We start from the raw sequence: 17,283 nt of genomic DNA, 5'->3' as shown, positions 1-17,283 counted from the left end.
CTTCGCGCCAAAGAGCGGCGCCCTTCGTCTGCGAGCGGGGAACTACGCCGCGTCCTCGCACGTCGGCAGGTCCGCGGTCTCCCCCTTCGCGATGCCCTCGACCGCGGTGACCGCGTCGTCGTAGGTGTCCACGGCCACCACGCCCAGGCCGTCGGGGACGTTGCCGACGACGGCGGAGCAGTTGTCCTCCGGCGCGAGGAACCACCGCGCGTCGGCCTGCCGGGCGCCGACCATCTTCTGCCGGATGCCGCCGATCGGCCCGATCTGGCCGGAGTCGGCGATCGTGCCGGTGCCGGCGACGGACTTCCCGCCCGTCATGGCGCCCGGGGTCAGCCGGTCGCGCACGGCGAGCGCGAACATCATCCCCGCGCTCGGTCCGCCGACGTGGCCGGCGTCGATCCGCACCTCGTAGGGGTAGTCGTACTTCGGCTCGAGGACGACACCGACGCCGGCGCGGTCGTTGCCGATGTCGGCCGTCTCGAGCGTGACGGTCCTCGTCCTGCCGTCGCGCCGGACCTCGAGGGTGACCTCCTCGCCGACCTCGCGGTCGGCGATCGCGTTGACGAGCTCCTCGAGGCTCCCGGGGCGCTCGCCGTCGACGGAGACGATGACGTCCTCGAGACGCAGGGCGCCGGCGGCGGGCATCTTCTTGGCGATCCGTGCGACGACGTTCTCCTGGCCCACCTCCTCGCCGAGGCTGCGCAGGGCGACGGCGATGGAGGTGTGCTGCGAGCCCTCCATGAGGGCGGCGTTGAGCTCCTCGACCTCCTCGGCGCTGCGGTCCTCGCCGAAGACCTTGTCCTCCGGCACGACCCGCGAGTCGGGGTCGAGGTGTCCCTGGACCCACTCCCAGACGCTGATGTGGCGCTCGGGGCCACCGAGGATGCGCACGGTCGTGAAGTAGAGCTCCCCCTCGGTCGGGTAGGTCTTCGCACCGTCCACGCGGACGAGCTGCGTGCCGTCGTCGAGCTCGCCGAGGGTGTCGGTGACCGGTCCGGGACTCTCCACCGCGTAGCTCACCTTGATGAAGCTGCCGAGGAGCGCGACGATGAGGAAGAGCACCGACACGACGAGTATGTAACGGGCGATCCGCTCACTGCGTGGTGGCTGGGCCGGCTCGTCCAGCACATGACCTCCTGGGGGTCGGGGAACCATCCGGCGCCGCTCGTGGTTGGGTCTAAAGGACAGCACATCCTCTCAGGAAGAGAGCACACACGTGAGCAACGACCCCAGCACCCCCTCCGGCGACGACGGGCTGCCTGAGGACCTTGCCCGGATCTTCCGCGACCTCAACGGCGGTCGGGACCTCCCCCCGGAGGTCGTCGACCAGCTCAAGGCCCTCGGCATCACCGATGCCGACCCGGCCCAGGTCGCGGCCATGACCTCGCAGATCAAGGCGATGTTCGCCCCCGGCGCCCAGGCGAAGGGGGTGGACGTCACCGCGGCGACGTCGGCCGCCCGCGAGGTGATCTCCGAGTCGGACCACACCATGGGCGACCGCGAGCTCGTCCTCGTCGAGCAGGCCACCCGCCTCGCGGCGCTGTGGCTGGACCAGGTGACCTCCCTCGAGGCGCCCGCGCTCACCGGTGAGGCGTTCTCCCGCGAGGAGTGGGTCGAGGCGACCATGCCGGTGTGGGCCTCGCTCGTCGACCCGATCGCCGACGGTCTCGCCGGCGCGATCCGCGACTCCTTCACCTCGCGGATGAACGACCCGAGCGCCCCCGACCTGCAGTCTCTGGGCCTGCCGCCGGGCATGGACATGTCCATGCTCAGCCAGCAGATGGCCCCCTTCGTCGACCGGATGGCCTCCACCCTGATCACCGGGCAGACCGCCCAGGCCGTCGGCGCCCTGGCCTCCGACACCCTCACCGCGACCGAGGCCGGCGTGCCCCTCGTCAGCGACCGGGTGGCGCTGCTGCCGGGCAATGTCGCCGGATTCGCCGAGGGCCTCGACGTCGAGCTCGACGAGGTGTGGCTGCACCTGGCGACGCGCGAGTCGGCCCGGATGCGCCTCTTCACGGCGGTGCCGTGGCTGGGCCCGCAGATCCTGGCGGCCGTGCAGGCCTACGCGCGGGGCATCGCCATCGACACCGACGCGATCGACGCCGCGGTGCGCGAGATCGACCCGACCGACCCGGGCGCCATCCAGGAGGCGCTGACCGGCGGTTTCCTCAACCCGGCGCCCTCCCCCGCGCAGCGCAGCGCCCTGGCCCAGCTCGAGACGTGGCTGGCCCTGATCGAGGGCTGGGTCGAGCACGTGTCGGTGCAGGCGACGAGGAACCAGCTGCCGGCCACCTCCGCGATGACCGAGACGATCCGGCGGCGCCGGGCCACGGGTGGTCCGGCGGAGAAGACCTTCGCCGGCCTGGTCGGGCTGGAGCTGCGGCCGCGCCGCCTGCGTGATGCGGCCAGCCTCTTCGCCGCGCTCGAGGAGCGCGTCGGGGCCGAGGGCCGCGACGCCGTGTGGGCGCACCCGGACGTCGCGCCGAGCGCCGACGACCTGGACGACGTGCTCGGCTTCGTCGAGCGCGCCGCCGCCGGGGAGTCCTCCGGGAGCGAGGACCTCGACGCCGCGCTCGAGTCGATCCTCAGCGAGGCGGACGCGGACCGGGACACCGACGCACCCGAGGACGGCACCGACCCCGGAGAGGACCGATGAGCCACGCGGCGCTCGCCGACGACCTGCGCGGACTGCTGACGACCTGGCCGTCACCGACGGCCGAGCAGGAGGCGCTGCGGCTCGAGTACCTGGCCCACCTCGACGCGCACGAGGCAGCCACCGACCGGTCCGGACCGCCGGCGCACTTCACCGCCTCCTGCCTCGTCGTCGACCCGGGCGCCGAGCACGTCCTGCTGACCCTGCACCCCAAGGTCGGCCGCTGGCTGCAGTTCGGCGGGCACCTGGAGGAGCACGACACCTCCGTCGCCGCCGGTGCCCTGCGCGAGGCCCTCGAGGAGTCGGGCCTGACTGCGGCGACGCTGCAGCTGCGGCCGGGCCCGGCCCAGCTGGACCGGCACGCGCTCGGCTCGGGCTTCACCCGGTGCACCGAGCACCTCGACCTGCGCTGGATCGCCATCGCCGCGGAGGGGGCCGAGCCGGTCGCCTCCGAGGAGTCCGAGGACCTCGCGTGGTGGCCCGTCGACGCGCTGCCGGACGACATGGACGACTCGCTCCGCTCGCTCGTGGAGCTCGCCAGCCGGGTCTGAGCGCTCAGCGGTCCCGCAGAAACGAACTACTGCAGGCAGCACCTCGTATCGTCGGCAGTAGCTCGAACTACTGCACACGAAACGTACTGCTGCCTGCAGTAGTTCGTATGTGGCGCGGGGCCTGTGGACAACCGGTCGGGCCTCCTCGCGAACTGCGCCACAGTGGTCGTCCACCGATCCCGGCCACCGAGCGAGACGACGATGCACCTTCCCGGCCCCGGCACCACGCCGCACCTGCGACCACTGCGCCGACCGGACGGCAGCGTGCAGATCGGGCTGGGTGCCCGCTCGGTCCGGCTGCAGGGCCTTTCCGACGCCGAGTGCCGCTGGCTCACCGGCGTCGACCCCTCCCGCACGCTCACCGAGGCCGTCACCACGGCGGCCCTCGAGGGCCTCGACCCGGGCCGCGCCACGAGTGTCCTCGACCAGCTCGTCGCCGGCGGCCTCCTGCACCCGGACGCCGGCGGCGAGGAGGCGCGAGTCGCCGTCGTCGGGTCCGGGGCGCTGCCGGCGCTGCTCGTCGACGGCCTGCGCCAGAGCGAGCGCGTGGACACCACACGGGTGCGTCCGGGCGGTGAGGGCGGTGCCACCGACCTGGCCGTGGTCGTCAGCACAACGCCACCGGCCGCCGAGTCGGTGCACCCCTGGCTGGTGGCGCGGGTCCCGGTGCTGCCGCTGTGGTGCCAGCACGAGCAGGCGAGCATCGGCCCCCTTCTCCTGCCCGGGCAGGGGCCCTGCCTGCACTGCCTCGACCTCACCCGGGCCGAGGTCGACCCGGCCTGGCCGTGGCTGAGCGCCCAGCTGGACCGCCCCGGCATCACCGGGCCCGCTCCCGTCGACGGCGTCCCCGCGCTGCGCCTTCTCGCGGCCGGGCTGACGACCACGCTCGTGCTCGACCACGTCGGCGGGCGCCTGGCGACACCCGAGTGGTCCTTCGAGATCGCCACCCCCGGGCCCACCCTCGAGCGGCACCTGTGGCCGGTCCACCCGGGGTGCAGCCGGTGCACCACCGCACCGCTGCGGGTGGTCCCGACACCCGGGGACGAAGGGGGGTCCAGCCCGGACACAGGGAGGGACGACACAATGGCCGGGTGAGTGAGATCCCCCGAGGAGCCGCCGGTCGCGCCGCGCGGCTCGCATCCCTGCCGCTCGGCCATGCCGGGCGCAGTGCCCGAGGGCTGGGCAGACGCCTCAGCGGGACCCCCGCCGAGGTGGTCAACGAGGACATCCAGCGACGCACCGCCGAGCAGCTCTTCGCCGTGCTCGGCTCCCTCAAGGGCGGCGCGATGAAGGTCGGTCAGGCCCTCTCCGTCCTCGAGGCCGCACTGCCCGAGGAGTACGTCGAGCCCTACCGCGAGATGCTCGTGCGGCTGCAGGACGCGGCGCCGCCGATGTCCACCGCGGAGGTCCACTCCGTCCTCACCCGCGACCTCGGTCCCGACTGGCGCGAGGACCTGGAGCTCGAGGACGGTCCCGTCGCGGCCGCCTCGATCGGCCAGGTGCACCGCGGAGTCACCTCCGACGGCCGGGTCGTCGCGGTGAAGGTCCAGTACCCCGGCGCCGACCGGGCCTTGCGCAGCGACCTGCAGCAGATCGCCCGGCTGGCACGCGTGGCCACGACGTGGATGCCCGCGATGGACATCAAGCCGGTGACCGACGAGCTGCTCGCCGCCGCGGACGAGGAGCTCGACTACGGGCTCGAGGCCGCCAACCAGCGCGCCTTCGCACAGGCCTACCGCGACGATCCCGACGTCGCCGTCCCCGACGTGGTCCGGCAGAGCCGACACGTCCTGATCAGCGAGTGGCTCGAGGGCGCGCCACTGAGCCAGATCATCCGCGAGGCCGACCAGGACGTGCGCGACCGGGTCGGCCAGCTCTACCTGGACTTCCTGCTCTCCGGACCGGAGCGTGTGGGCCTGCTCCACTCCGACCCGCACCCGGGCAACTTCCGCCTCACCCCCGACGGACGGCTCGGCGTCATCGACTACGGGGCCGTCACCCGGCTGTCCGAGGGGTTCCCGCCGCTCATCGGCACCCTCGTGCGCAAGGCCCTGGCGGGCGACGCCGAGGCGGTCATCGAGGGACTGCGCGCCGAGGGCTTCATCCGTCCGGGGATCGAGGTCGACGCACAGGACGTGCTCGCCTACCTGCTGCCCCTCATCGAGCCGCTGAGCACGCCGACGCACTCCTTCACCCGCGAGTGGCTGCGCTCCGCGACCAAGGGCCTCACCGACCTGCGGACACCGGAGTTCTCCACCGGGTTGCGGCTGAACATGCCCCGGGAGTACGCGATGATCCACCGGGTCTTCGTCGGCTCCACCGGCGTGCTCGCCCAGCTCGGCGCGACCATCGCGGCCCGCGGCTCGATGCAGCGCTACCTGCCGGGCTTCGCCGAGGAGTGAGGGTCCCGTCGGGTCGATGTATCCCGGCGCGCTGGGACGCTTGTGATTTGAAGGGACATGCCTGACAGGTATGTGAAGAGACATCGCTGACAACCGGGGGCTCGGTAGCGGCCCGGAAGATGGGCTGCATGAGTCAGCAGGCGGTCTCGGTGGAAGTTCGGTTGGCGGTCGGTGCTCACGCTGTCTTGGAGGATGCCTCGGGGACCTCGGTGAGCGAGCTGTGCAAGCAGCAGGGCATCTCGCGGGATACGTACTACCGGTATCGGCGCCGGATGCGCGAAGAGGGCGTTCAAGGTTTGATCCCGCGCTCGAGGCGGCCGAACAACTCGCCCAGGGCCACGGACGCTGACACGGTCGCGGCGGTGCTCGACAAGCACGACGAGCTGGTTGCAGAGGGCTGGGACGGCGGGGCCATGTCGGTGCACGATTGGCTCACCCTGGCGGGCGTGGAGGTCCCCTCGGCGCGCACCTGCCACAAGATCCTGACCGACCACGGGCGCACCGAGCCGACACCGTCCAAGCGGCCCAAGTCCAGCTACCGCCGCTTCGAGGCGATGAAACCCAACGGGGTGTGGCAGCTGGACGGGCACGAGGTCAAGCTCACCGAGGGCAAGGGCGTCGTGCTGCGCTTCCAGGACGACCACTCCCGCATGCTGATGGCCTCACGCGCCGCCAGCGCCGAAACGGGCGAGGACACCTGGAAATGCATGGTCGCCGCTATGGACCGCCACGCAAAGCCGGCGTTCATCCAGTGCGACAACAGCACGGCCTTCACCGCCCGGCTGATCAAGGGCGGGGGCTACTCCATCCTGGAGGCTCGCCTGCACCGCATCGGGGTCGGGATGATCAACTCCAGCCCCAAGCACCCGCAGACCAACGGCAAGAAGGAACGCGAGTGGCAGACGCTGGAGCAGTGGCTCAGAGCGCGTGAGCGCGCCACGGACCTACCCGAGCTGCAACGCCTGCTCGATGCCTACGACCTGATCTTCAACACCGAACGCCCGCACCAGGGCATCGCCGGAAGCACGCCCGCGCGGCGCTACGCAGCCACCGACAAGGCCCTTCCAGACCCTGAGCAGCTCAAGGAACGCCAGTTCGTGCGTGAGGTCACTCTGCCCCCGGCCGGGTACTTCGACCTGCCCGGAGCCCGGGTCAGCCTCGGCGTCGCCTGGGCCGGCGCGACCCTGCACTACCTCATCGACCAGGACCACGCCGTCCTCTTCCACGAAGAACGCATCCTGGGACACATCCAACTCGACCCGGACAAGATCACCACGCCCAAAACCGGCCGCACGTACTATCGAGTCGAAGCACGCCCCTGACTGTCAGACATGTCCCTTCACGACTGTCCGACATGTCCCTTCACAGGACACGTCCCGGGAGGCGCACCAATACATCGACCGGGCGACGTGCCGGCTCTCCGCGCCGGTCCCCCAGCTCAGCGGCGCCGGCGAGCCAGGTTGTCCTGGGCCCAATCGGAGCGAAGGGCGGCGGCCACCTGGTCCATGACGGTCTCCTCGTTGAGGCGGAGCCCGACGACATTGATCCGTAGCACCCTGTCACCGTCGATGACGACCTGGTTCTCACGCAGGTTGTCGTCGACCTGGGCCAACCCCCACAGGTGACCCGCCCCGTCGATCTCGACGACGAATCCGTACTCCTCGAAGTAGACATCGAGGTAGACCCGTCCGCGCGGCCCCCTTCGCATGACCTGCCGGCTCGGGACGGGCAGCCCCCGCTTGCGGCACGCCGCGGCGAAGTCGATCTCGCCCAGCGACTGCGCCCCGTCGACGATGTCCATCACGAGCTGACGGATCAGGGCCCGTCGTGTCCGCCCCCGCACCAGCTCGAGCGCGGCCACGAGACGCTCCCCGGTCACGAGGCGTTGCTGCACCGGCATGGCGAGGATCGTCGCCGCCTGTCGATCACTGACGGCCCAGTGTGCGGCTCGGATCGCCGCGACGGCAGGTGTCGTCCTCGGTATGCCGACTCGGACCGCTTCGTCCTCGACACGACGGATCACCTTGTGGATCTTCACCCCGTCGATCGGGGCGACCACGTGGTTGTGGATGGCCGACACGTGCACGACGTCCTCGGTCCATCCCTTCAGCCCCGCGGCCAGGAGCGCCGACGCCCCGTCGACGAGGGCGATCCGCTCGCCCGTCTCCCACACCGCACGCCAGCACCGAGCGTCATCGTCCAACGGCGCGTCGCGCATGCCGAATGTCTGGTTCCCCAGCCTGACCCACCGCCCCGCTGCGGCCTGGGCGTCGGCCTGGTGACGCGTGACCCCGAGCTCACGCAGACGTCGCCGACTCAGCACGAAGCCGGTCTCCTCGGACGCAGCGAGCACGCGGCGGTGACGCTCGATGGCGGTCTCGCGAGGTGGCATGGGAACACCGTGCTGGCCGCCTCGTCACGATGGACCCGACCCCGTGCAGCTGGGGACGACGAGCCAGCACGACGTCCGGCTGTGGACAGCGAGCCGCCCTGGGTCGATGTATCCCCGCGCATCCCACCACGCACGAATACATCGACCCGGCGGAGCGGGGGCGACTCCCGCGGATGCGGGCCGCGGGCCTCCCCGCTGCTACGGTGCCGCGCATGACGATCACCGATGAGAGCCATGTCACACCACGATCGACCTGGCGCAGCCGGTGGTTGGCCCTCGGCCCCGGCCTGCTCGCCGCGTCGGCCGCGATCGGCGCCTCCCACCTGATCTCCTCCACCCAGGCGGGCGCGCTCTTCGGCTGGCAGCTCGTCGGGCTGATCCTGCTGGCCAACCTGCTGAAGTACCCCTTCTTCCGGTTCGGGCCCCAGTACACCGCCGAGACCGGCCACAGCCTCGTCGAGGGCTACGCGCGCCGTGGCCGGGTCTACCTGTGGGTCTTCTTCGTCCTCGCCGCGCTGTCGTCGGTCGTCTCGACCGCGGGCGTCGCGCTGCTGTGCACGGTGATCCTGTCCTACCTCGTGCCGGCGTCGTGGGGCCTCGGCGTCCCGGTCCTGGCCGGCGCCCTGATGGTCATCACCTGGCTGCTGCTCGTCGGCGGTCACTACAAGGCGCTCGACGGGGTCACCAAGGTCATCCTCAGCGTGCTGGCGCTCTCCACGGTCGTGGCCGTGGTGATGGCCGCCAGCCAGGGCGCGGTGCGCCAGCCGGACTTCGTCGAGCCCTCGCCGTGGAACCTCGCGACCCTCCCCTTCCTCGTCGCGCTCGTCGGGTGGATGCCCGCGCCGATCGAGATCAGCGCGCTCAACTCGCTGTGGGTCAAGGCCAAGGCCGAGGACCGCACGGTCCTCACCCGCGACGTCCTCTTCGACTTCAACATGGGCTACGTCGTCTCGACGATCCTGGCGGTGTTCTTCGTCGGGCTCGGCGTCTTCGTCCAGTACGGCAGCGGCAAGGAGCTCGAGCTGGCCGGCGGCGCCTACATCCCGCAGCTGATGTCGATGTACGGGGACGCCATCGGCGCATGGGCGACCCCGATCATGGCCGTCATCGCTTTCGCCGTCATGTTCGGCACCGTGATCTCCGTCGTCGACGGCTACGGTCGCGCCTGTGCGGAGTCCCTGCGGCTGCTGAGCGGCCGCTCGGAGATGACCCGCCGCCACAAGGACCTGTGGATCACCGGCATCGCCGGCGTCGGTCTGGCGATCGTCGTGTGGATGAGCGCCGAGCTCGGCACGATGCTGCGCTTCGCGATGATCAGCGCCTTCCTCACCGCCCCGGTCTTCGCCTGGCTGAACTTCTCGATCATCCGCAGCGAGCGCCGGCTCTCCGTCGGCATCCGCGTGCTCGCGTACGCCGGTCTGGCCTTCCTCGTCGGCTTCGGCGGGCTCTTCCTCGTCTCGGAGCTGGGCCTGCTCTGAGTCCTCCCCACCCCACGCACGACGGGCGAAGGGGGTTGGGGCGCCGTACTCATGGGCAAGCCGCCGGCGAGGGGCCATGCTTTGTCCATGGACACCACATCCCACGCGAGCGCGCCGCGTGAGGTCAGCCGCCAGCAGCTCGACTGGCTGCGCGCGGAGGTCGCCGACTGGCGGGCCTCGGGCGTCATCGACGCCACCCAGGCGGAGAGGATCACCGGTCGGTACGACGTCCGCGGTGGCTCGTCCGCCTCGTCCGTGCTCGGACGCATCATGCTCCTGCTCGGCGGCGCCTTCGTCGGCGTCGGTCTGATCTGGCTCGTCGCCTCCAACCTCGACGAGCTGAGCCCGATGACCCGCTTCATCGCCGTCGTCGCCCTGTGGTTGGCCTTCCTCATCGGCGGTGAGGTCCTCGCCGCGCGCCGCGCCCCCCTTCCCCTCGTGGGAGCGATCCGGCTGCTCGCCGCGCTCGGCATCGGTGCCGTGATCATGCAGGCCGCGCAGTCGCTGCAGGTGCCCGCGTACGAGCCGACGCTGGTGGGCCTGTGGTCGCTGGGCGCCCTGCTGCACGCCCACCTCACGAAGTCGACGATGCCCTTCCTCGTCGGCCTCGGGACCGGCGTCCAGTGGTGGATCTGGCAGCCCCTGTGGACCGAGGGCAGCGCGATGGCCGGCGTCATCTCCCTCGGCGCCGGCGCCGTCGTCACCGCCTCGCTCGCGGTGCTCAGCGACGGCTGGGTCCGCTCCTTCGCGTGGGGGTGGCGACTGGTCGCCGCGGCCCTCGCCCTGGCCGCCCTCTTCGTCGCGGCGATCCCGGGGATCTACGACGGGCTCGACTGGTCGCTGTGGTTGATCGTCGAGCTCATCGCGGCCGTGCTGCTCGGCATCGTGGCGGTCGCCCTGGCGGTGCGCCGGCCCGACCACGCGTGGATCGAGCCGGTGGGGGCCTTCGTCGTCCTCGCCGCAGCGGTGCTGCTGGCCCTGTGGGACACCGGCACGGACATCAGCGACGTCGGGCCCAGCCAGTGGGCGCACGCCGTGCTCAGTGTCGTGGCCTACGTCGGTCTGGCGGTCGCCCTCCTCGCCCTGGACGTGCTGCGCGAGCACCGCGCGCTCAACTGGGTCGCGATGGCGGCCCTCGTGGCCTTCACGACCTTCCAGAGCTTCGCGGTCTTCGCGCCGATCGTCACGGGGGCCCTGCTCTTCGTGGTCCTGGGCGTCGTCTTCCTCGGGACCGGGCTGCTCTTCGACCGTGCTCGCCGACGAATGGCCAAGACGCTCGATCCCGTCACCGGACCGGGCTCCGACGAGGGGGTGCAGCGATGAAGCGCATCGCCACCGTCGCGACCATCGCGGTTGCCCAGCTGGTCCTCGTGGGGGTCGCCGTCGCTCCCCAGCTCTCGGCGCGGCTCATCGGCGACAGCCACGTCCTGCGGGTCGAACCCATCGACCTGATCGACCCCTTCCGCGGGGCCTACGTCAGCCTGGGCTACCCCGACCTGCAGCCGCCACCCGACCCGGCCTCCGGCGAGATGCCACCCGGCGCCTGGAGCCTCGACGACGGCGAGTCGGGAGACGTCTACATCACGCTGCGCCGCGACGGGGACGTCTGGGTCGCGGACGAGTGGCTCCGCGAGCGCCCTTCGGACACCCCGTACCTGGCCTGCGACGACCACTCGTGGAACGTCCGGTGCGGCATCGACAGCTGGTTCCTGCCCCAGGACGAGGCGCTGGCCATGGAGGGCGACCTCGCCGACGGGGCCTACGCCGAGGTCCGCGTCGACAGGTGGGGCCACGCCGCCCTCGTCGACGTGCGGGAGTCGCCCTGAGGTTCGGGGGCTGTCCCTTCGAGGCTCGCTCGCTCCGCGAACTCGCACCTCAGGGACCGTGTGGCCGCCCTCGCTCACTGCGCCGCCCCGTGTACTCGGTTGGATGTAATCCCGCGCCTCCGTAGCCGCGGGATTACATCGACCGGGGCGAAGGGGGGCCCGGCCGGCGCCTACTGCCCCGTGCGGGCGTACTTCGCCTCGGTGGCCGACTTCATCGGGCGCCACCACTGCTCGTTGGCCTCGTACCACTGGATCGTCGCGGCGAGCCCGGACTCGAAGTCCCGGTACCGCGGCTGCCACCCCAGCTCCTCCCGCAGCCGGGACCAGTCGATCGCGTACCGCCGGTCGTGGCCGGCACGGTCGGGCACGTGCTCGAAGTCCTCCGGTGAGCGGCCCATCAGCGACAGCACCGAGCGCACGACGGTCACGTTGTCGACCTCGCCGTCGGCCCCGATGAGGTAGGTCTCCCCCACCTCACCCCGGTCGACGATCGCCCACACCGCGTCGTTGTGGTCGTCGACGTGGATCCAGTCGCGCACGTTGAGCCCGTCGCCGTACAGGCGCGGACGGCGTCCGTCGAGCACCTCGGTGACCTGGCGGGGGATGAACTTCTCCACGTGCTGGCGCGGCCCGTAGTTGTTGGAGCAGTTGGAGATCGTCGCCTCGATGCCGAAGGAACGCACCCATGCCCTCACCAGCAGGTCCGAGGCCCCCTTCGTCGAGGAGTACGGGCTGGAGGGGTTGTACGGCGTGGCCTCGGTGAACCGCTCCGGCGAGTCCAGCGCGAGGTCGCCGTAGACCTCGTCGGTGGAGATGTGGTGGTAGCGCACCCCGTGCCGGCGCACCGCCTCGAGCAGCTCGTATGTCCCGACGACGTTGGTCTGCACGAAGGCCCCGGGCGAGGCGAGCGAGTTGTCGTTGTGCGACTCCGCCGCGAAGTGCACCACCAGGTCCGAGTTCGCCACGAGCGAGTCCACGAGCGCCGCGTCCGCGACGTCCCCCTCGACGAACCGCACGTCATCCCGCACCCCGTCCAGCGACGACAGCGACCCCGCGTAGGTCAGCGCGTCGAGCACCGTCACCTCGACGTCCCGGGTCGCCAGCGTCCGGTGCACGAAGTTGCTCCCGATGAACCCGGCTCCCCCGGTGACGAGCACCCGCATGCCGCTCAGGCTAGTCGGCCGTCAGCGGGTGCGGTAGTGCTCGAGGATCGCCTCGTGCAGGGCCTCGATCGCCTTCGGGTCCGCCCCGCCGGGGCGATCGCCGACCAGCGAACCGGCGGTGGCCGCGCTGTCGTCGCTCCCCACCGAGAACCCGAACGACCGCTCGCTGCCCGAGGTGTCGGCCAGGTCCGTCACCACACCGTACGAGCCGAGCGCCACCATGAGCGCGGCGAAGATCGCGGCGATGGGCGTGACCAGGCTCAGCTGGAGGTCCGGCCCCTGCGTCGACCGCGCCATGTCCACCTTCCGCACCTTCCGACCGCCCTCGGCTGGGCGGCCCGTGAGTGCACCCCCGCTCTTCCCCAGCGGGGGTGCACTCCTACTCTGGAGTACATTGAATGGTAAATCAAGGGTAAGAGAGCAGTAAGTTTTCTGACCTGCCCCTCAGACACCTGAATCGGTGGCCGGGGCGTGGGCGTCCCCGGGCGCGAGCCCCGAGGCCACGTACCGGCGCAGCGCCTCGACCTGGTCGACGGGCTGGAAACCCGTCTGGCGCAACCGGTCCAGCGACAGGGTGCTGTGCCGCGGCCGCGGCGCCGGGGCGCCGTACTCCTGCGTGCTGATCCCGGTGACGCCCTCCCGCGAGCGCCCGCGCAGCGCGAAGACCTCCCGGGCGACCCCCGCCCAGGTCAACGGCTCACCGGCCTGGGTGACGTTGTACGTGCCGAAGGAAGCGGAGCGCTCCACCAGGTGCAGCGTCGCCGCCGCGATCTCCGAGGCGAGGGAGATCCGCCCGTGCTGGTCGTCGACGACGGCGGGGGTACCCCCTTCGTCCGCGAGGCGGGCCATGGTGCGCACGAAGTTGGCCCCGTCCCCGACCACCCACGCTGTGCGCAGCAGGTAGTGGCGCGGGGCGAGCGTGACGGCGAGGTCCCCGGCGGCCTTGCTCTGCCCGTAGACGGACAGCGGGGCGAGGGCTTCGTCCTCGTCGTGGACCTCGGTCTGCCCGTCGAAGACGTAGTCGGTGGAGTAGTGCACGAGGGTGAAGCGCTCGCTCGCGGCGCGGCGGGCCAGCTGGGTGGGCAGCTCGGCGTTGAGCCGCCAGGCCAGGCGGCGCCCTTCGTCGCTCTCGGCGGCGTCGACGGCGGTCATCGCGGCGGCGTTGATGACCAGGTCGTGCTCGCCGAGGGCGAGGGCGGCCACGGCCGCGCGGTCGGTCAGGTCCAGCTCCGCGCGCGTGGGCGCGAGCGCATCGGGCAGCAGCGCGCGCAGGGCCGAGCCGATCTGCCCGCTCCCCCCGAGGATCAACGGCCGACGCCGGGCGAAGGGGGTGACCCCCTCCAGGGTCGGGTTCGCCTGGTCCTTGGGCGAGATCTCGGCCTGCGACAGCGGGATCGGCCAGTCGATGGCGGCGGTGGGGTCGTCGAGGGCGAGCGCGGTGTAGGTCAGGTCGGGGCGCCAGTGCGCGTTGACGAGGTAGGAGTAGACGGCTCCGTCGGTGAGCGCCTGGTAGGAGTTACCGACGCCGCGGGGCACGAAGACCGCGGTACCCGGCGCGATCTCGGTGGTGAAGGTCGCGCCGAAGGTCTCCCCCTCGCGCAGGTCGACCCACGCGCCGAAGACCGCCCCGTGCACGACGGTGACGAGCTTGTCCCACGGCTCGGCGTGGATCCCGCGCGTGGACCCGCGGACGGCGTTGTGGGAGACGTTGTGCTGCACCGGGCCGAAGTCGGGCAGCCCGAGCGCGGTCATCTTCTCCCGCTGCCAGGCCTCCTGGAACCAGCCGCGCGTGTCCCGGTGGACCGGCATACGCAGCACGAGCAGTCCGGGGACCTCGGTGTGCTCGAGCTGCATCGCCATGATCGGAGGCTATCTGTTCCCGCGTCAGCCGACCGGACGTCGCCGTGCTCTCGTCGGCTGGGCAAATCGCCCACCGGACATCTTGTTGACCGACTTCTTCTTGGCCTCGGTCTTCACCGGGCGCGAACCCCGCACGGGCACATCGGAATCAGTCGTCTCCTCGTTCGCCTGCACGTCATGCCGCACGGCCGCGCCAACCGCCAACGCATACCTTCGGACCGTGCTCAGCCTCGGGTCGCGCTCGGCGGACTCAAACTTGGCGATCGCGCTCTGGGTGATGCCAAGGAGCTCGGCAACGTCCCTCTGCTTCAGGCCGGCGGCTCGACGCATCTCGATGAGGCGGTCGATCAGCCTCTCGTCCTCGTCGACCAGGAGAGCAGCCAATCGGGCCGTCGCGTCCTCCTGGTCAATTCCGAAGATCTCGTCCAGGTCCATGTCGCCTCCTCACGCTCGTCGCCCCTTCGATCAAGGTGCCAGTATGACTGATAAGTCATGTGTACGGAACCCGTACGGCGCCTTCTGCCGGGTCAGGAGTAATGGTTGTCCAAGCGGTCCGAGGCCTCGTCCATGCGACGGTTCTGCTCATCAAGACCCGAGCGCCCAGGTGGCTTTGCATGAATTGCGAGGGCCAGCAACATGCGCTGTTGATGTGCGGGCTCGGAGTAGTAGCAGCGGATCTTCCATGCCCCAGCGCCGGGCGGGCGCTCCTGTCAGTCATTGAGGCGTATCTCAAGAATCCTGCGTTGGCGTTCGCTTTGAACGACCTCCTCGCGATGCTCATTGCGCGTCAGACGGAGCTTCCCCTGACTCGCCCGGCTGAACTTCTTGCGCAGCTCCGCCCGCAGCATCGTGAACTCGAGGTCTGAGACCAGTCCGCTCAGCGTCTCCAAGTCGGTCAGCATCGCCTTCGGCTGGCCGGCAAGTGTCCGTTCACCGCCCAACCCGGGGTTGCCCCACGGGTCGTAGCACGATCGCAGGCCAACCGGATCGGCAATGGTTACCCACCGTCGTCGTCCCATGCCCATTCGTTCCTTCTCTCGGGTGGAAGGAAGCGTGTCAGCGGGTGCCGACAGCCGGGGCTGTCGCTATCGGTCGTGCGCGACACGAACTCGCGGGACGTCGCGTCAGCCGGCGAGCGCCTCCTCCACCGTCTCCGCCCACAGCTGCGAGCCGGCGGTCGAGGGGTGCATCTCGTCCAGCCGCAGATTGTCCGGCGGCTGGTCGGACTCGGCGAAGGCGGCCGCCACGTCGATCGTCGGCAGCCCGGACTCCTCCGCCCACCCGGCGATCGCCTCGCGCACCGACGCGTTGGCGTCGTCGGCCTGCGGGTTCTGCAGGACGACGACGATCGGGGTCTTCGGGGCCTCCTCGGCGATGGCCGCGCGCAGCTCCTCCATGGACTGCGTCGCCTCGTCCTCGGAGGAGTAGTGGTGCCCGTAGCTCAGCAGCACCAGGTCCGGGTCGGCCGAGGGCCACATCGGGTCCCAGTGCTCCACCGGGTAGTCGGCGGTGGCCTCGGTCATCCCGCCGGACCACAGCCGCGTGTCCTCGGTGACCCCGCTGTAGCCGTTCTCCGTCTGGGTCATCCACATCGCCCCGGGCATGCCCTGCGACTCCGCCAGCAGGAAGGCCCACTCGTCCCAGCCGTCACCGGTCTCGTCGCCGAGCACGAGCACTCGCGACCCGTCGGCGGCGAAGGCCTCGCGCGCGTCGTCCATGCTCCACTCCCCCTCGGCCGCGCCCTCGTCGCCATCGGAGCTGCTCGACTCCGGGCTCGGGGAGCTGCTCGACTCGCCGGAGGACGAGGAACCCGCGCCGCTGCCGGTCGTGGACGCCTGGGCAGAGGATGCCTGCCGATGGTCGAGGAAGACGAAGGCCCACAGGCCCACGACGAGCACCAGGAGCACGAGGGCCACGACGAGCGCCAGGGCGGACGAGCGGCGATCCGGAGAGCGAGCCATGGCGGCACACTACTGCGGGGCGCTACCTTGAGGGATGCGCGGGATCATCCTCGCCGGGGGGACCGGGACCAGACTGCACCCGATCACGCTCGGCGTCTCCAAGCAGCTGGTGCCGGTCTACGACAAGCCGATGATCTACTACCCGCTGAGCACGCTGATGCTTGCGGGGATCACGGACGTCCTCGTCATCACGACTCCGCACGAGGCGCCCGACTTCGAGCGGCTGCTCGGTGACGGCCACCAGTTCGGCGTCTCGATCACGTATGCGCAGCAGCCCTCCCCGGACGGACTGGCACAGGCCTTCCTCATCGGGGAGGAGCACCTCGCCGGTGGGCCGGCCGCGCTCGTGCTCGGCGACAACATCTTCTACGGGCCGGGGCTGGGCACCCGGCTGCGCCGGTTCGCGCACGTCGACGGGGCGGCGATCTTCGGCTACCAGGTCGCCGACCCGCGCGCCTACGGCGTGGTGGACTTCGATGGCGAAGGGAGGGCCACCTCCCTGGAGGAGAAGCCGGAGAATCCGCGCAGCCGCTACGCGGTGCCGGGTCTGTACTTCTACGACGACACCGTCGTCGACCGCGCTCGGCAGCTGCGGCCCTCGGCGCGGGGCGAGCTGGAGATCACCGACCTCAACCGCGCCTACCTCGACGAGGGCCGGCTGCACGTCGAGGTCCTCCCCCGCGGCACGGCGTGGCTGGACACCGGCACCTTCGACTCCCTCAACGACGCGAGCACCTACGTGCGCACCCTCGAGAGCCGGCAGGGCCTAAAGGTGGGCTGCCCCGAGGAGGTCGCCTGGCGGATGGGCTTCATCGACGACGACGGCCTGCGCTCACGCGCCGAGCCGCTGATCAAGAGCGGCTACGGCCGCTACCTCCTCGACCTCCTCACCGGTGATTGAGGTGCGAGGAACCGGTTAGTGATTGAGGCGCACCCCGGTGATTGAGGTGCGAGTCCGCGCAGCGGGCGAGCCTCGAAATCACGACCTCGCAAT

General features: G+C 70.9%; 17 protein-coding genes. 9 read left to right on the top strand and 8 right to left on the bottom strand.

The genetic code is table 11. The annotated features are described in order from the left end of the window. Nucleotides 1-42 precede the first annotated feature (42 nt). Nucleotides 43-1,128, bottom strand: coding sequence for a YlbL family protein (locus O9K63_RS00145; protein ID WP_277239658.1), 1,086 nt, complete (start codon nt 1,126-1,128; stop codon nt 43-45). 88 nt (nt 1,129-1,216) lie between these two features. Between O9K63_RS00145 and O9K63_RS00140 the strand changes: the two genes are divergently transcribed. The 5 genes from O9K63_RS00140 to O9K63_RS00120 all read left to right on the top strand — a co-directional run bounded on the left by O9K63_RS00140 (nt 1,217) and on the right by O9K63_RS00120 (nt 6,931). Beyond that, nucleotides 1,217-2,659: a zinc-dependent metalloprotease gene (locus tag O9K63_RS00140; RefSeq protein WP_277239656.1), complete on the top strand. Its 1,443-nt coding sequence runs from the start codon at nt 1,217-1,219 to the stop codon at nt 2,657-2,659. After that, nucleotides 2,656-3,207, top strand: a complete 552-nt coding sequence (locus O9K63_RS00135; RefSeq protein WP_277239655.1) for an NUDIX hydrolase — start codon at nt 2,656-2,658, stop codon at nt 3,205-3,207. The genes O9K63_RS00140 and O9K63_RS00135 overlap by 4 nt, the downstream gene beginning before the upstream one ends. A 201-nt stretch (nt 3,208-3,408) precedes the next feature. Continuing rightward, the gene (locus O9K63_RS00130) at nt 3,409-4,302 is read left to right on the top strand and encodes a hypothetical protein (protein ID WP_277239653.1); all 894 of its coding nucleotides are present in this window, start codon (nt 3,409-3,411) and stop codon (nt 4,300-4,302) included. Next, a complete protein-coding gene (locus O9K63_RS00125) occupies nt 4,299-5,609 on the top strand; it encodes an ABC1 kinase family protein (RefSeq protein ID WP_277239651.1) in 1,311 nt (436 codons plus the stop codon). Before O9K63_RS00130 ends, O9K63_RS00125 begins: the two co-directional genes overlap by 4 nt. A 128-nt stretch (nt 5,610-5,737) precedes the next feature. Further along, on the top strand, nt 5,738-6,931 hold the full coding sequence (locus O9K63_RS00120) for an integrase core domain-containing protein (RefSeq protein WP_277237754.1): 1,194 nt from the start codon (nt 5,738-5,740) through the stop codon (nt 6,929-6,931). A gap of 116 nt (nt 6,932-7,047) precedes the next feature. Here the strand turns inward: O9K63_RS00120 and O9K63_RS00115 are convergent, their stop codons facing one another. After that, nucleotides 7,048-8,001, bottom strand: coding sequence for a hypothetical protein (locus tag O9K63_RS00115; RefSeq protein ID WP_277239803.1), 954 nt, complete (start codon nt 7,999-8,001; stop codon nt 7,048-7,050). Nucleotides 8,002-8,213: 212 nt separating this feature from the next. Here O9K63_RS00115 and O9K63_RS00110 point away from each other — a divergent pair, with 212 nt between their 5' ends. The 3 genes from O9K63_RS00110 (at nt 8,214) to O9K63_RS00100 (ending at nt 11,305) form a co-directional block, all read left to right on the top strand. Beyond that, entirely contained in the window at nt 8,214-9,479 is a 1,266-nt protein-coding gene (locus O9K63_RS00110; RefSeq protein WP_277239801.1) for an NRAMP family divalent metal transporter, read from the top strand. An 87-nt stretch (nt 9,480-9,566) separates the two neighbouring features. Then, nucleotides 9,567-10,802 (top strand): DUF2157 domain-containing protein, encoded by a 1,236-nt coding sequence (locus O9K63_RS00105; protein WP_277239799.1) that lies wholly within the window; start codon nt 9,567-9,569, stop codon nt 10,800-10,802. Next, complete coding sequence (locus O9K63_RS00100) at nt 10,799-11,305, top strand: GDYXXLXY domain-containing protein (RefSeq protein ID WP_277239797.1); 507 nt, start codon at nt 10,799-10,801, stop codon at nt 11,303-11,305. The genes O9K63_RS00105 and O9K63_RS00100 overlap by 4 nt, the downstream gene beginning before the upstream one ends. Nucleotides 11,306-11,475: 170 nt before the next feature. Here the strand turns inward: O9K63_RS00100 and rfbB are convergent, their stop codons facing one another. From rfbB to O9K63_RS00070, 6 genes are all read right to left on the bottom strand, one after another. Continuing rightward, nucleotides 11,476-12,468: a dTDP-glucose 4,6-dehydratase gene (gene rfbB, locus O9K63_RS00095; RefSeq protein WP_277239795.1), complete on the bottom strand. Its 993-nt coding sequence runs from the start codon at nt 12,466-12,468 to the stop codon at nt 11,476-11,478. Nucleotides 12,469-12,489: 21 nt separating this feature from the next. Beyond that, entirely contained in the window at nt 12,490-12,765 is a 276-nt protein-coding gene (locus O9K63_RS00090; protein ID WP_277239793.1) for a hypothetical protein, read from the bottom strand. A gap of 147 nt (nt 12,766-12,912) precedes the next feature. Next, nucleotides 12,913-14,328 (bottom strand): bifunctional dTDP-4-dehydrorhamnose 3,5-epimerase family protein/NAD(P)-dependent oxidoreductase, encoded by a 1,416-nt coding sequence (locus O9K63_RS00085; RefSeq protein WP_277239791.1) that lies wholly within the window; start codon nt 14,326-14,328, stop codon nt 12,913-12,915. Between the two features lie 24 nt (nt 14,329-14,352). Further along, nucleotides 14,353-14,763, bottom strand: a complete 411-nt coding sequence (locus tag O9K63_RS00080) for a helix-turn-helix domain-containing protein (protein ID WP_277239789.1) — start codon at nt 14,761-14,763, stop codon at nt 14,353-14,355. A gap of 275 nt (nt 14,764-15,038) precedes the next feature. Further along, nucleotides 15,039-15,353 (bottom strand): hypothetical protein, encoded by a 315-nt coding sequence (locus O9K63_RS00075; protein WP_277239788.1) that lies wholly within the window; start codon nt 15,351-15,353, stop codon nt 15,039-15,041. 99 nt (nt 15,354-15,452) lie between these two features. Beyond that, complete coding sequence (locus tag O9K63_RS00070) at nt 15,453-16,289, bottom strand: SGNH/GDSL hydrolase family protein (RefSeq protein WP_277239787.1); 837 nt, start codon at nt 16,287-16,289, stop codon at nt 15,453-15,455. A 34-nt stretch (nt 16,290-16,323) separates the two neighbouring features. Here O9K63_RS00070 and rfbA point away from each other — a divergent pair, with 34 nt between their 5' ends. Next, entirely contained in the window at nt 16,324-17,190 is an 867-nt protein-coding gene (gene rfbA / locus O9K63_RS00065; RefSeq protein WP_277239785.1) for a glucose-1-phosphate thymidylyltransferase RfbA, read from the top strand. The last annotated feature ends 93 nt before the right edge of the window (nt 17,191-17,283 follow it).

This window comes from Janibacter cremeus (genome assembly GCF_029395675.1).
Classification (GTDB): domain Bacteria; phylum Actinomycetota; class Actinomycetes; order Actinomycetales; family Dermatophilaceae; genus Janibacter; species Janibacter cremeus_A.
The sequence above is the reverse complement of the archived record's forward strand: the minus strand, read 5'-3'. Positions and strand labels throughout refer to the sequence as shown.